General features: G+C 67.2%; 9 protein-coding genes. 8 read left to right on the top strand and 1 reads right to left on the bottom strand.

Annotation, left to right across the window (positions count from 1 at the left end; all coding sequences use genetic code 11):
- The 5 genes from hrpA to BUB20358_RS24310 form a co-directional block, all read left to right on the top strand.
- Positions 1-4047: ATP-dependent RNA helicase HrpA (gene hrpA / locus BUB20358_RS24330; RefSeq protein ID WP_254593977.1), on the top strand; the 4047-nt coding region annotated here is incomplete at its 5' end.
- A 153-nt stretch (positions 4048-4200) separates the two neighbouring features.
- Entirely contained in the window at positions 4201-5190 is a 990-nt protein-coding gene (locus BUB20358_RS24325; RefSeq protein ID WP_006763910.1) for a YVTN family beta-propeller repeat protein, read from the top strand.
- A 16-nt stretch (positions 5191-5206) separates the two neighbouring features.
- The gene (locus BUB20358_RS24320) at positions 5207-6181 is read left to right on the top strand and encodes a sterol desaturase family protein (RefSeq protein ID WP_006763911.1); all 975 of its coding nucleotides are present in this window, start codon (positions 5207-5209) and stop codon (positions 6179-6181) included.
- A gap of 110 nt (positions 6182-6291) precedes the next feature.
- A complete protein-coding gene (locus BUB20358_RS24315; RefSeq protein ID WP_006763912.1) occupies positions 6292-7119 on the top strand; it encodes an EI24 domain-containing protein in 828 nt (275 codons plus the stop codon).
- Positions 7116-7931, top strand: coding sequence for a competence/damage-inducible protein A (locus BUB20358_RS24310; protein WP_006763913.1), 816 nt, complete (start codon positions 7116-7118; stop codon positions 7929-7931). Before BUB20358_RS24315 ends, BUB20358_RS24310 begins: the two co-directional genes overlap by 4 nt.
- A gap of 144 nt (positions 7932-8075) precedes the next feature.
- On the opposite strand, the gene BUB20358_RS24305 is transcribed toward BUB20358_RS24310, so the two are convergent.
- On the bottom strand, positions 8076-8540 hold the full coding sequence (locus BUB20358_RS24305; protein WP_035972082.1) for a rhodanese-like domain-containing protein: 465 nt from the start codon (positions 8538-8540) through the stop codon (positions 8076-8078).
- Between the two features lie 404 nt (positions 8541-8944).
- Between BUB20358_RS24305 and glnA the strand changes: the two genes are divergently transcribed.
- The 3 genes from glnA (at position 8945) to ntrC (ending at position 13235) form a co-directional block, all read left to right on the top strand.
- Positions 8945-10360 carry a type I glutamate--ammonia ligase gene (glnA, locus tag BUB20358_RS24300; protein WP_006763914.1) on the top strand — a complete coding sequence of 472 codons (1416 nt, stop codon included), beginning with the start codon at positions 8945-8947 and terminating at the stop codon, positions 10358-10360.
- 162 nt (positions 10361-10522) lie between these two features.
- Positions 10523-11665 (top strand): nitrogen regulation protein NR(II), encoded by a 1143-nt coding sequence (glnL, locus tag BUB20358_RS24295; RefSeq protein ID WP_006763915.1) that lies wholly within the window; start codon positions 10523-10525, stop codon positions 11663-11665.
- A gap of 46 nt (positions 11666-11711) precedes the next feature.
- Positions 11712-13235 carry a nitrogen regulation protein NR(I) gene (gene ntrC / locus BUB20358_RS24290; RefSeq protein ID WP_035972085.1) on the top strand — a complete coding sequence of 508 codons (1524 nt, stop codon included), beginning with the start codon at positions 11712-11714 and terminating at the stop codon, positions 13233-13235.
- Positions 13236-13300 lie beyond the last annotated feature (65 nt).

The raw sequence follows: 13300 nt of genomic DNA, 5'->3' as shown, positions 1-13300 counted from the left end.
CCGGCCGGCGAGCCGCGTGCCGACGAACGGCGCGGCGATCGGCGCGAGGCGACTGCGTCGCGCCGCGAGCGTGCGCCGCGCGCACGCGTCGCACCGAACCCCGTCCCGCCGATCACCTATCCGGAAAGCCTGCCCGTATCGGGCAAGCGCGACGAAATCGCGCGCGCGATCGCCGACCATCAGGTCGTGATCGTCTGCGGCGAAACGGGCTCCGGCAAGACCACGCAATTGCCGAAGATCTGCCTCGACCTCGGCCGCGGCCTCGGCGCCGGCGGCACTGGACTGATCGGCCATACGCAGCCGCGCCGGCTCGCCGCGTCGTCGACCGGCCGCCGGATCGCCGAGGAGCTCGGCACGCCGTTCGGCGAGGTGGTCGGCTACAAGGTGCGCTTCACCGACAATCTCGCGCCCGGCGCGTCGGTCAAGCTGATGACCGACGGCATCCTGCTCGCCGAGACGCAGACCGATCCGCTGCTGACGGCATACGACACGGTGATCATCGACGAGGCGCACGAGCGCAGCCTGAACATCGATTTCCTGCTCGGCTATCTGAAGGAGATTCTGCCGAAGCGGCCGGACCTGAAGCTGATCGTCACGTCCGCGACGATCGATGCCGATCGCTTCGCGCGTCATTTCGGCACCGACGAGCGTCCAGCGCCGGTGATCGAAGTGAGCGGGCGGCTGTATCCGGTCGAGGTGCGCTACCGTCCGGTGGCCGAAGATCGTCCGGCCGTCAAGCACGCGGAAGGCACGGCCGGACGCGACCGCGTGAAAACGGCGCGCGAGGCCGAGCGCGACCTGATGGACGCGATCGTCGATGCGGTCGACGAGCTGTGCCGCGAAGGCCCCGGCGACGTGCTCGTATTCCTGCCCGGCGAGCGCGAGATTCGCGAGGCGGCCGAGGCGCTGCGCAAGCACCATCCGCCGCATACCGAGATCCTGCCGCTGTTCGCGCGGCTGTCCGCGGCCGACCAGGACAAGGTGTTCAAGCCGTCGAACGCGCGCCGGATCGTGCTCGCGACCAACGTGGCCGAGACGTCGCTGACGGTGCCCGGCATCCGCTACGTCGTCGATACGGGCCTCGCGCGCGTGAAGCGCTATTCGTACCGGAACAAGGTCGAGCAGTTGCAGGTCGAGTCGATCTCGCAGGCGGCCGCGAATCAGCGCGCGGGCCGCTGCGGCCGCGTCGCGGACGGCATCTGCATTCGTCTGTACGACGAAAGCGACTATCAGGCGCGCGCGCGTTTTACCGATCCGGAGATCCTGCGCTCGTCGCTCGCGTCGGTGATCCTGCGGATGAAGTCGCTGCACCTGACGGCGATCGAGTCGTTTCCGTTTCTCGAACCGCCGCCCGGCCGCGCGATCGCGGACGGTTATCAGCTGCTCAACGAACTGGGCGCCGTCGACGACGACAACGCGCTGACGCCGCTCGGCCGCGAACTGGCGCGGCTGCCGCTCGACCCGCGCGTCGGCCGGATGATTCTGGCCGCGCGCGACCAGCACGCGCTGCGCGAGGTGCTGATCATCGCGAGCGCGCTGTCGGTACAGGATCCGCGCGACCGTCCGATCGACGCGCAGGAGCAGGCCGACCAGGCGCACCGCCGGTTTGCCGACGAGCGCTCCGAATTCCTGCAGTGGCTGAAGATCTGGGCGTGGTTCGAAGACGCCGTCGCGCACAAGAAGTCGAACCGCCAGCTCGTCGACGCATGCCGGCAGAACTTCCTGTCGCACCTGCGGCTGCGCGAATGGCGCGACGTCCATTCGCAGTTGCTGACGGTCGTGCGCGAGCACGGCTGGCGGCTCAACGAAACCGACGCGACGTACGAGCAGGTGCATCTCGCGCTGTTGACGGGATTGCTCGGCAATCTCGGCCTGAAGGCCGACGACGATCCGCACTATCTCGGCGCGCGCGGGATCAAGTTCTATCTGTGGCCGGGCTCCGCGCTCGCGAAGAAGGCCGGCCGCTGGGTGATGGCGGCCGAGCTCGTCGAGACGAGCCGGCTCTATGCGCGCTGCCTCGCGAAGATCGAGCCCGAATGGGTCGAGAAGGTCGGCGCGCATCTGCTGAAGAAGTCGCTGTCGGAGCCGCACTGGGAGAAGCGGCCGGCGCAGGTGAGCGCATTCGAGCGCGCGACGCTGTACGGGCTGCCGATCTATCACCGCCGGCGCGTCGCGTTCGGCCGGCAGGATCCGGCGCGTGCGAGAGAGCTGTTCATCCGCGGCGCACTCGTCGACGGCGAATTCGATACGAAGCTCGCGTTCTTCGCGCACAACCGCAAGCTGCTCGCCGACATCGAGCAGCTCGAGCACAAGTCGCGCCGGCAGGACGTGCTGGTCGACGACGAGCTGATCTACGCGTTCTACGACCACGCGATTCCGCAAGGTATCCACACCGGCGCGGCGTTCGAGCGCTGGTATCGCGACGAGGTGAAGAAGAGCGGGCAGCCGGAGGACAAGCTGCGGCTGCTGTATCTGTCGCGCGACGATCTGATGCGCCACGAGGCGGCCGGCGTGACCACCGAGCTGTTTCCGAAGCGCGCGACGATGGCGGGCGTCGAGATGGCCCTCACGTATCACTTCGAGCCCGGCGCGCCGCGCGACGGCGTGACGCTCGCCGTGCCGCTCTACGCGCTGAACCAGGTCGATGCGCGCCGCTGCGAATGGCTCGTGCCCGGGATGCTGAAGGAGAAGGTGCAACTGCTGCTGAAGTCGCTGCCGCAAAAGCTGCGCCGGCATTGCGTGCCGCTGCCCGACTACGCGGCGGGCTTCGTCGAGCGTACGGGGCGCGAGCGCTTCGGCGCCGGCGGTCTCGTCGAAGCGCTGATCGCCGACGTGCGCGAGCAGACGCAGGTCGCGATGAAGACGGCCGACTTCAAGCTCGAGACGTTGCCCGCGCACCTGTTCATGAACTTCAAGGTGATCGACGAGCACGGCCGTCAGCTCGCGATGGGGCGCAATCTCGCGCAGCTTCGGCAGGAGCTCGGCGCGCAGGCGCAGCAGCAGTTCCAGAAGATCGCGGCCGCATCGACGATTTCGGCCGGCGGCGACGCCGAAGCCGGCGCGGCGCCGTTGCCCGCGGGCGTGGCCGGTGGCGGCGGCAAGAGCGGCGCGGGCGCGGCGAGCGGTGCAAGCGGAAAGGGCGGCAAGCACGCGGCGCCGCACACGGCCGCTACGCCGGACGCCGGCGCGACCGCTTTGTACGAGAACCTGACGACGTGGAATTTCGGCAAGCTGCCCGAGCTGCTCGAGATCCGCCGGCGCGGGCAGACGCTGTACGGCTATCCGGCGCTCGTCGATCGCGGCACGCATTGCGACGTCGAGGTGTTCGACTCGCCGGAGGAAGCCGCGCGCATTCACCGCGCCGGGCTGCGGCGGCTGTTCGCGCTGCAGCTGAAGGAACCGATCAAGTATCTGGAGAAGAACCTGCCGGGGTTGCGCGAGATGGCGATGCAGTACATGTCGCTCGGCACGCAGGACGAGCTGCGCGACCAGCTGATCGACACGGCGCTCGACCGCGCGTGTCTGCAGGATCCGCTGCCCGACGACGATGCGAGCTTCCATGCGCGCCGGGACGAGGGAAGGAGCCGGCTGAACCTGCTCGCGCAGGAGATCGCGCGGCTCGTCGGGCAGATCCTGTCCGAATACGCGGGACTGACGAAGAAGCTCGCGCAGGCGAAGCCGTTCGCGCACGCCCATGCGGACATTCAGCAGCAGCTCGCGGCGCTGGTCGGCAAGCGCTTCGTGATCGACACGCCTTACACGCAGCTTGCGCATTTCCCGCGCTATCTGAAGGGCATCGCGCTGCGCATCGACAAGCTGAAGGCCGATCCGGCGCGCGACGCGAAGCAGTCCGCCGAACTGCAGCCGCTCGTCCAGCAGTACCAGCGCGCGGTGTCGCAGCGCGGCGGCGTCGCGGATCCGCGGCTCGCCGAATTCCGTTGGCTGCTCGAGGAACTGCGGATTTCGCTGTTCGCGCAGGAACTGCGCACGCCGATGCCGGTCTCCGTCAAGCGGCTGTACAAGGTCTGGGAGTCGATGCAGCGGTAGCGTCCGCGCGGGCGTCGCACGTACCGGCCGTTCGTGCGACGTCGGCGGCGCCGGCCGGCGCGTGCGGCGAACGGGCGCGGTGCGTGCGGTCGGTCAACCGGCCGGGCAGGCCGAACGTTCTACAATGACGGTTGTCCCTCGACGTGAGTCTTCATGCGCACTTTCCTCTCCCTCGGCCGCACGCTCGCGCTGGCCGCCGCCGTGCTGGCGCCTGCCGCACACGCGAACAACGTGATCGTCCTCAATTCGGCCGAAGCGACGCTTTCCCTGATCGATCAGCAGACGCGTGAAGTCGTCGCGACGACGCCGACCGGCAAGGAGCCGCATCACCTGATGGCGACGCCCGACAACACGTCGCTGATCGTCGCGAATTCGGTGTCGAACAGCCTGATGTTCCTCGATCCGAAGACGGGCAAGCTGCAGCGCACCGTCGAAGGGATCGACGATCCGTACCAGCTCGGCTTCTCGCCCGATCGCAAGTGGTTCGCGGCCGCCGGGCTGCGGCTCGACCGCGTCGACATCTACAGCTACGACGGCCACGATCTGCATCTCGTGAAGCGCGTGCCGCTCGCGGTGATGCCGAGCCACCTCGCGTTCACGAAGGACAGCAAGACGCTGCTCGTGTCGCTGCAGGTGTCCGGCGAGATCGCGGCGATCGATCTGCCGACGCAGACGGTCAAGTGGAAGATGAAGGTCGGCAAGGTGCCGGCCGGCCTGTGGCTCACGCCGGACGACAAGTACCTGCTCGTCGGGATGACGGGCGCCGACTACGTCGCGGTCGTCGACTGGCGCAACCAGCGGGTCGTCAAGCAGATCTACACGGGCAAGGGCGCGCACAACTTCCGCTCGCTCGCGGACGGCACGCACGTCGCGGTGACGAACCGGGTCGCGAACACGATCAGCATCATCGACGAGAACACGCTGACCAACGTCGGCGACATCACGGGCCTGCTGCCCGGCCCGGACGACATGGAGCTGTCCGCCGACAAGAAGACGCTGTGGGTCACGTTCCGCTTCGCGAAGAAGGTCGGGATCATCGACCTGCCGTCGCGCAAGCTCGTGCAGACGATTTCCGTCGGCCGCTCGCCGCACGGCATCTACTTCTACGACCGCGCGCCGTGGAAGGCCGCGAACGGCGCGTGACGGACGGAGGCGGACGATGCTGCACCTGATCGACGCGTTCGTGTCGGACATCCAGACCTGGCTGTACGTCGACGTCGTGCAGCCGCTCCTCTTCAAGTTCAACCTGATGGACTACGACGAGGATACGTACGACGCGCTGTACTGGGTGATCGTCGGCGCGTTGCAGATGGTCGCGATGTTCGTGCTGCTGCGCCCGCTCGAAGCGCTGCTGCCCGTCGAGCGCTGGAAGGATCGTCGCGCGGTGCGCGTCGATGTGATCTATACGGCGATCTCGAAGCTCGGCATCTACTCGCTGTTCTTCTTCTTCGCGCTGCAGCCGGTGTTCGACGGCTTCCAGGCGTGGCTGCGCCTGCACGGCATCTCGAACGTGAACCTCGACTATCTGTGGCCGGGCGTCACGTCGCAGCCGATCGTCGCGTTCGCGATCTACCTCGTCGTGCTCGATTTCGCCGGCTACTGGTATCACCGCTGGCAGCACAAGTTCGGCATCTGGTGGGAGCTGCACGCGGTGCATCACAGCCAGCGGCAGATGTCGCTGTGGTGCGACGACCGCAACCATCTGCTCGACGACGTGCTGCAGTCGTGCTTCTTCGCGGCGATCGCGCTCGTGATCGGCGTGACGCCGTCGCAGTTCGTCGTGCTGACCGCGGTCACGAACTTCCTGCAGAGCATCCAGCATACGAATGCGCGGCTGTCGTACGGCCGGCTCGGCGAGCGGCTGCTCGTAAGCCCGACGTTCCATCGGCGGCACCACGCGGTCGGCTACGGCCACGAAGGGACGAAGTACGGCTGCAACTTCGGCGTGCTGTTTCCGTGGTGGGACATGATGTTCGGCACCGCGTCGTGGAATCGCACGATCGAGCCGACCGGCATTCGCGAGCAGGTCGAAGGCGTGTCCTACGGCGACGGCTTCTGGTCCCAGCACGGCCTCGCGTTCGTGCGGATCTTCCGGCGCCTGGTTCCCGCGAAGCGCGGCGCGGCGTCCGCCTGACCGGCGATCCTTCCGTTGAACGGCATCCATCCGCGGCCCGCATGCGCTTTGGCGCTTGCGGGCCGCGTGGTTTATCCTTTCCCCGTTTTTCTTCATCGCCAAAGGCTTGCATGAACGACCTGCTGCGCTCTTTCGTCCGGGCGGTGGCCAGCGCGCTGCATCCGCGCATGCTGTGGCTCACGCTGATGCCGTTCGTCGTGTCGGCGCTGTTCTGGGGCGTCGTGCTGTGGTTCTCGTGGCAGACGCTCGTCGACGCCGCGCGCGGCGCGCTCGACGGCTTCGTGCTCACTGCCGCGCTGTATCGCGCGTTCGACGCGATCGGGATGTCGCAGCTGCATGCGGTCGTCGCGCCGTTCGTCGTCGTGTCGCTCACGATTCCGCTGATCGTGCTGACCGTCCTGCTGCTGATCGCGTCGCTGTCGATGCCGGTCGTCGTCAAGCATTTGTCCGCGCGGCAGTTCGCCGCGCTCGAGATGAAGCGCGGCGGCACGTTCTTCGGCAGCGTGTTCAATTCGCTGGGAACCGCGTTGGCCGGCGTCGTGCTGCTGGTCGTCACGATCCCGCTCTGGCTGATTCCGCCGTTCTTCGCGCTGCTGCCGCCGCTGATCTGGGGCTGGCTCACGTATCGCGTGATGACCTACGACGCGCTCGCGCAGCATGCGAGCCGCGACGAGCGCCGCGCGCTCGTGCGGCGCCACCGCTGGCCGCTGATCGCGATCGGCATCGCGACCGGGCTGCTCGGCACCGTTCCGACCTTCGTGTGGGTATCGTCGGTCTGGATGATGGTGCTGTTCCCGTTCGTCGCGGCGGCGATGATCTGGGTTTACGCTTTCATCCTCGTATTCTCGGCGCTGTGGTTCGGCCACTATTGCCTGCGCGCGCTCGAAGACCTGCGCGCGACGTCGCGCGCCACCGCAATCGACATGGGGCACGCATGAGCATCGGCATCATCATCATCGGCGACGAGATCCTTTCGGGCCGCCGGCAGGACAAGCATCTGGCGAAGATCATCGAGCTGCTCGGCGCGCGCGGGCTGTCGCTCGACTGGGCCGAATACGTCGGCGACGATCCGGCGCGGATCACGGCGACGCTCGAGCGTGCGATCGCGTCGGGCGACATCGTGTTTTCGACCGGCGGCATCGGCGCGACGCCGGACGACCATACGCGCCAGTGCGCGGCCGCCGCGCTCGGCGTGCCGCTCGAGCTGCATCCGGAAGCGAAGGCGCTGATCGCGGAGCGAATTCGCGAAACGCACACCGATTCCGCGACGCCGGTCGACTTCGATTCGCCGGAAAATCGCCACCGTTTCAACATGGGCGTGTTTCCGGCCGGCGCGACGATCATCCCGAACGGCTACAACCGGATTCCCGGCTTCTCGGTCGGCGATCTGCATTTCGTGCCGGGCTTTCCGGTGATGGCGTGGCCGATGATCGAATGGGTGCTCGACACGAAGTACGCGCATCTGCATCACGCGACGCCGCACGCGGAGCGGTCGCTGTACGTGTTCGAGCTGCCGGAATCGACGCTCACGCCGCTGATGGAGCGCATCGAGCGCGATTTTCCCGGCGTGCGCGTGTTCAGCCTGCCGAGCGTCGGCGATGCCGAGCGCGGCGGCATCTACGCGCGCCGCCATATCGATCTCGGCGTGAAGGGCGAGCCGGAAGCGGTCGCGGCCGCGTTCGTGAAGCTGCGCGAAGGCGTGCATCTGCTCGGCGGCGACGTCGTCGAGCCGGACGCGCCGCGCGCGTAAGCGGCCGAACGCCGGCATAGCGGGTTCAAACGGCAGTCGAACGGCGGTTCGAACGATGACGGGCCGCTCGAAGCGGCCCGTCATCGGCATGTCATCGCGCGGCTCGACGATGACGCAAGCGCGATCGCCGGCCCCTGTGTGCACTCACGCGCCGATCCACGGCAGCTTGCGGAAGCACCAGCCGTCGACGGTCTTGCGATGACCTTCGGCGTCTTTCGCGCCCTCGAAGCCTTCGAGCAGGTCGAACGCCTTCGTGAAGCCCGCCTGCGCGGACGCGACCGCGGCGAGCTTCGAGCGCGCGGCGCTGCGGCACAGGAACAGCACCGGCGTGTCGGGCGCGACCGCGGCCTTCAGCTCGTCGATGAATTCGGTGTTCGGCACGCCGCCCGGGTAGCGCGTCCATTCGACGTGCAGGTACTGGCCGTCGCCGACGAGCGGGCGGCCGACCCAGTCGAGTTCCGCGCGGGTGCGCACGTCGACGAGGCGCGCCGACGGATCGAGCTGCAGCAGTTCGAAGGCTTCGACGGGCAGCAGCGCGCCGGCGTAGGCGAGGGAGCCTTGGGCGCGGCGTTCGTCGGCCTTCGCGTAGAGCTGGTCGAGCGTACTCATGGCAGGGAGTCTCCGTATCGGTCAAACGAGCATTTTAGCGCGGCCGCGCCGCACGGAAGCCCGCGTGCGACGCTCCGGTGCGCTGCCCACACATTCACCAAAAGAGTGCAAAATGAGCCGGATGCACCAAAACGATTCTGCTGTTCGGCATGTCGATCTCGATTGCACCGTATCGGTGCGTCGATACGATGGCGTGTGCGCCGCGGAGCCCCGGAATCGCGCAGCAGAGCCCCGTCGCGGCGAGGATCGGCGCGATCCGCGCCAAACCTGCGCACGCATGGCACGGAAGCTGCTTTAAAGGATTCGATCGAATCGGGGCACGCTGCGCGAAAGCCGACCCCGAGCAGCTCGATAAACGGAGGCGGTCCCAGTCCGCCGGAATTGTTCAATCAGGAGAAGAGGTTATGAGTAAAACCGTCGCCGACGTCATGCAGCTCGTGAAGGACGAGGACGTCAAGTTTGTCGATTTCCGCTTCACGGATACGCGCGGCAAGGAACAGCACGTGTCGGTGCCGGTTTCGGCGTTTGACGAAGACAAGTTCGAGAACGGCCATGCGTTCGACGGCTCGTCGATCGCGGGCTGGAAGGGCATCGAAGCGTCGGACATGCTGCTCATGCCGGATCCGAACGCCGCGTTCATCGACCCGTTCTATGAAGAATCGACGCTGGTGCTGACCTGCGACGTGGTCGAGCCGGCCGACGGCAAGGGCTACGAGCGCGATCCGCGTTCGCTCGCGAAGCGCGGCGAAGCGTACCTGAAGAGCACGGGCCTCGGCGATACGGCTTACTTCGGTCCGGAGCCGGAATTCTTCATTTTCGACTCGGTTCAGTGGAACACGGACATGTCGGGCTGCTTCGTGAAGATCAATTCCGAAGAAGCGCCGTGGTCGGCAGGCAAGGAATTCGAAGGCGGCAACACGGGCCACCGTCCGGGCACGAAGGGCGGCTACTTTCCGGTCGCGCCGGTCGACACGTTCCAGGACATGCGTTCGGAAATGTGCCTGCTGCTCGAACAGCTCGGCATCCCGGTCGAAGTTCACCACCACGAAGTGGCCGGCCAGGGCCAGAACGAAATCGGCACGAAGTTCTCGACGCTCGTGCAGCGCGCGGACTGGACGCAGTGGTCGAAGTACATCATCCACAACGTCGCGCACTCGTACGGCAAGACGGCGACGTTCATGCCGAAGCCGGTCGTCGGCGACAACGGTTCGGGCATGCACGTTCACCAGTCGATCTGGAAGGACGGCCAGAACCTGTTCGCGGGCAACGGCTACGCGGGCCTGTCGGAATTCGCGCTGTTCTACATCGGCGGCATCATCAAGCACGCACGCGCGCTGAACGCGATCACGAACCCGACGACGAACTCGTACAAGCGTCTGGTCCCGCACTTCGAAGCGCCGGTCAAGCTCGCGTACTCGGCGCGCAACCGTTCGGCATCGATCCGCATTCCGCACGTGTCGAATCCGAAGGGCCGCCGCATCGAAACGCGCTTCCCGGATCCGATGGCGAACCCGTACCTGTGCTTCACGGCGCTGATGATGGCGGGCCTCGACGGCGTGCAGAACAAGATCCATCCGGGCGAAGCCGCGGACAAGAACCTGTACGACCTGCCGCCGGAAGAGGATGCAAAGATCCCGACCGTCTGCGCGGGCCTCGATCAGGCGCTCGAAGCGCTCGACAAGGATCGCGAGTTCCTGACGCGCGGCGGCGTGTTCACGGACGGCATGATCGACGCGTACCTCGCGCTGAAGGAGCAGGAGCTGGCGAAGTTCCGCATGACGACGCATCCGATCGAGTTCGAGATGTACTACTCGCTGTAATCGGCGATGGCGCTTCGATTCGGCGCCGTCATGCCGGTTCGTTCCCGTCGCGCGGTGCGCGGCGGGAGCGGCGGAGTCTGAAAGGGGACGGCGTCCAGCCGTCCCCTTTTCGTTCCGAGGATTTCCATTTTCTGACCCGCTGAGGCGCGACACGCACGCAAGATGGTTCTGAAGAATCTGATCAAGGCGAAGACGGGGCAGCCCGAGCGGCTGACGGACGACGAGCGGCTCGCGCGCTCGGGCCTGCTTGCCGGGCTGGAGGCGTTGCCGACCGTCGTGATCGTGCTCGACCGCAAGACGCTCAGGGTGGCATTCGCGAACCCGTCCGCGGAAGCGATGCTCGACATCTCGCGCCGGCAGCTCGCGCAGCGGCCGTGGGGCGAGATCTTTCCGAACGCGAACGAGCTCGCCTCGACGATCACCGCGATCGGCGAGGAGCGCTTTCACGCGACGCACCTCGATACCGTGCTCGACCGGCCCGGCCGCGAACCGCTGCACGTGCACGCGATCGTCGGCTTTCTCGAGACCGCGCCCGACTTCGTGCTCGTCGAGCTGTTCGAGAACGAGCGGCAGTCGCGCACCGACCGCGAGGAGCGCATTCACGACCTGACCGCGGTCAACAAGCAGCTGATCCGCAACCTCGCGCACGAGATCAAGAATCCGCTCGGCGGCATCCGCGGCGCCGCGCAGCTGCTCGAATTCGAGCTCGGCGAACGCGAGCGCGGCGAACTGCGCGAATACACGCAGGTGATCATCAAGGAGTCCGATCGCCTGCAGACGCTCGTCGACCGGCTGCTGGAGCCGCACCGGCATCCGCACATCGTCGGCGACGTGAACATCCACGAAGTGTGCGAACGCGTGCGCGCGGTGATGCTCGCGGAATTCCCGCGCGGGCTCACGATCGAGCGCGACTACGACGTCAGCGTGCCCGATCTGCGCGGCGACAAGGAGCAGCTGATCCAGGCGCTGCTGAACATCGTGCGCAACGCCGCGCAGGCGCTGCGCGAACGGATCGCGCAGGGCGACGCGAAGATCGAGCTGCGTACGCGCGTCGCGCGCAAGGTCACGATCGCGAAGCGGCTGTACAAGCTGGCACTGGACTTGCACGTGATCGACAACGGGCCCGGCATTCCGGAAGAGATCCGCGACCGGATCTTCTATCCGCTCGTGTCCGGCCGCGACGACGGCAGCGGGCTCGGGCTCACGCTCGCGCAGACGTTCGTGCAGCAGCACGACGGGATGATCGAGGTCGAAAGCCGGCCCGGCCGTACCGAGTTTCAGATTCTGCTGCCGCTCGATTACTGAGCGGCGACATTGCGATTCACCGGATTCACCAATATCTGACCGACCTATGAAGCCGATCTGGATAGTAGACGACGATCAATCGATCCGCTGGGTGCTCGAGAAGGCGCTCGCCCGGGACAGCTTCGCGACGAAGAGCTTCGCGAACGTGCGCGATGCGCTTGCCGCGCTCGACCACGAGACGCCGCAGGTGCTCGTGTCCGACATCCGGATGCCGGGCGGCTCGGGGCTCGAACTGCTGCAGGCGATGCACGAGCGCCTGCCCGGCCTGCCGGTGATCATCATGACGGCGTTCTCCGATCTCGACAGCGCCGTCGCCGCATTTCAGGGCGGCGCGTTCGAGTATCTCGCGAAGCCGTTCGACGTCGACAAGGCGGTCGAGCTGATCCGCCGCGCGGTCGAGGAAAGCCTGCGTGGCGGCGCACCGCAGGACGAGCGCGTCGCCGAAGCGCCGGAGATGCTCGGCCAGGCGCCCGCGATGCAGGACATGTTCCGCGCGATCGGCAGGCTGTCGCATTCGGCCGCGACCGTGCTGATCACCGGCGAATCGGGCACCGGCAAGGAGCTCGTCGCGCGTGCGCTGCATCGCCACAGCCCGCGCGCGAACGGGCCGTTCATCGCGCTGAACACGGCGGCGATTCCGAAGGACCTGCTCGAATCCGAACTGTTCGGTCACGAGCGCGGTGCGTTCACCGGCGCGCAAACCACGCGTCAGGGCCGCTTCGAGCAGGCCGAGAACGGCACGCTGTTCCTCGACGAAATCGGCGACATGCCGTTCGACCTGCAGACGCGGCTGCTGCGCGTGCTGTCCGACGGGCAGTTCTATCGCGTCGGCGGTCATAGCCCGCTGCGCGCGAACGTGCGCGTGATCGCCGCGACGCATCAGAACCTCGAGGCGCGCGTGCGGCAGGGGCTGTTCCGCGAAGACCTCTATCACCGGCTGAACGTGATCCGGCTGCGGCTGCCGCCGCTGCGCGAGCGCAGCGAGGACATCCCGCTGCTCACGCGCCATTTCCTGCAGAAAAGCGCGCGCGATCTCGGCGTCGAGCCGAAGCGCGTGTCCGACGAAGCGCTCGCGTATCTGACGTCGCTGCCGTTTCCCGGCAACGTGCGGCAGCTCGAGAACCTCGCGAACTGGCTGACCGTGATGGCGCCCGCGCAGACGGTCGAGATCAAGGACCTGCCGCCGGACCTCGTGCCGACGGGCGCGCCGGCCGCCGTGGCCGGCGACGGCGCGGACGCGCACGGCAGCGGCGGCAACGGCCGCGACACGGCAGCCGCATCGCCGGCGATCGGCGCGGCGGCATCGACGTCCGCGCCCGCGACGGTCGCGTCGAACGGCGCGCCGGCCGGCTATCCGATGTGGGAGCACGGGCTGCGCACGGAAGTCGCGCGGCTGCTGCGCGAGAATTCGGCCGACGTGATGGACGAACTCGCCCGCCGTTTCGAAGCAGCCGTGATTCGCGAGGCGCTCGACTTCACGCGCGGCCGCAAGGTCGAGGCGGCCGAGCGGCTCGGCATCGGCCGCAACACGATCACGCGCAAGATCCAGGAACTGCACCTGGAGCCCTGAGCGCGATGGGCGGCATGCGCGTGCGTCGCGCATGCCGCGATCGGACATAATCGCGGTTTGCACGC

It is taken from the genome of Burkholderia dolosa, assembly GCF_902499135.1.
Lineage (GTDB): Bacteria > Pseudomonadota > Gammaproteobacteria > Burkholderiales > Burkholderiaceae > Burkholderia > Burkholderia dolosa.
Note: the sequence above shows the minus strand (reverse complement) of the source record. Positions and strands in the feature narration are given on the sequence as shown.

Excerpts from the sequence above, each read along its gene's own strand:
- BUB20358_RS24325 (WP_006763910.1), top strand. The coding sequence starts at position 4,201 with ATGCGCACTTTCCTCTCCCTCGGCCGCACGCTCGCGCTGGCCGCCGCC.
- BUB20358_RS24315 (WP_006763912.1), top strand. The coding sequence starts at position 6,292 with ATGAACGACCTGCTGCGCTCTTTCGTCCGGGCGGTGGCCAGCGCGCTG.
- glnA (WP_006763914.1), top strand. The coding sequence starts at position 8,945 with ATGAGTAAAACCGTCGCCGACGTCATGCAGCTCGTGAAGGACGAGGAC.
- BUB20358_RS24305 (WP_035972082.1), bottom strand. The coding sequence starts at position 8,540 with ATGAGTACGCTCGACCAGCTCTACGCGAAGGCCGACGAACGCCGCGCC.
- BUB20358_RS24320 (WP_006763911.1), top strand. The coding sequence starts at position 5,207 with ATGCTGCACCTGATCGACGCGTTCGTGTCGGACATCCAGACCTGGCTG.
- glnL (WP_006763915.1), top strand. The coding sequence starts at position 10,523 with ATGGTTCTGAAGAATCTGATCAAGGCGAAGACGGGGCAGCCCGAGCGG.
- BUB20358_RS24310 (WP_006763913.1), top strand. The coding sequence starts at position 7,116 with ATGAGCATCGGCATCATCATCATCGGCGACGAGATCCTTTCGGGCCGC.
- ntrC (WP_035972085.1), top strand. The coding sequence starts at position 11,712 with ATGAAGCCGATCTGGATAGTAGACGACGATCAATCGATCCGCTGGGTG.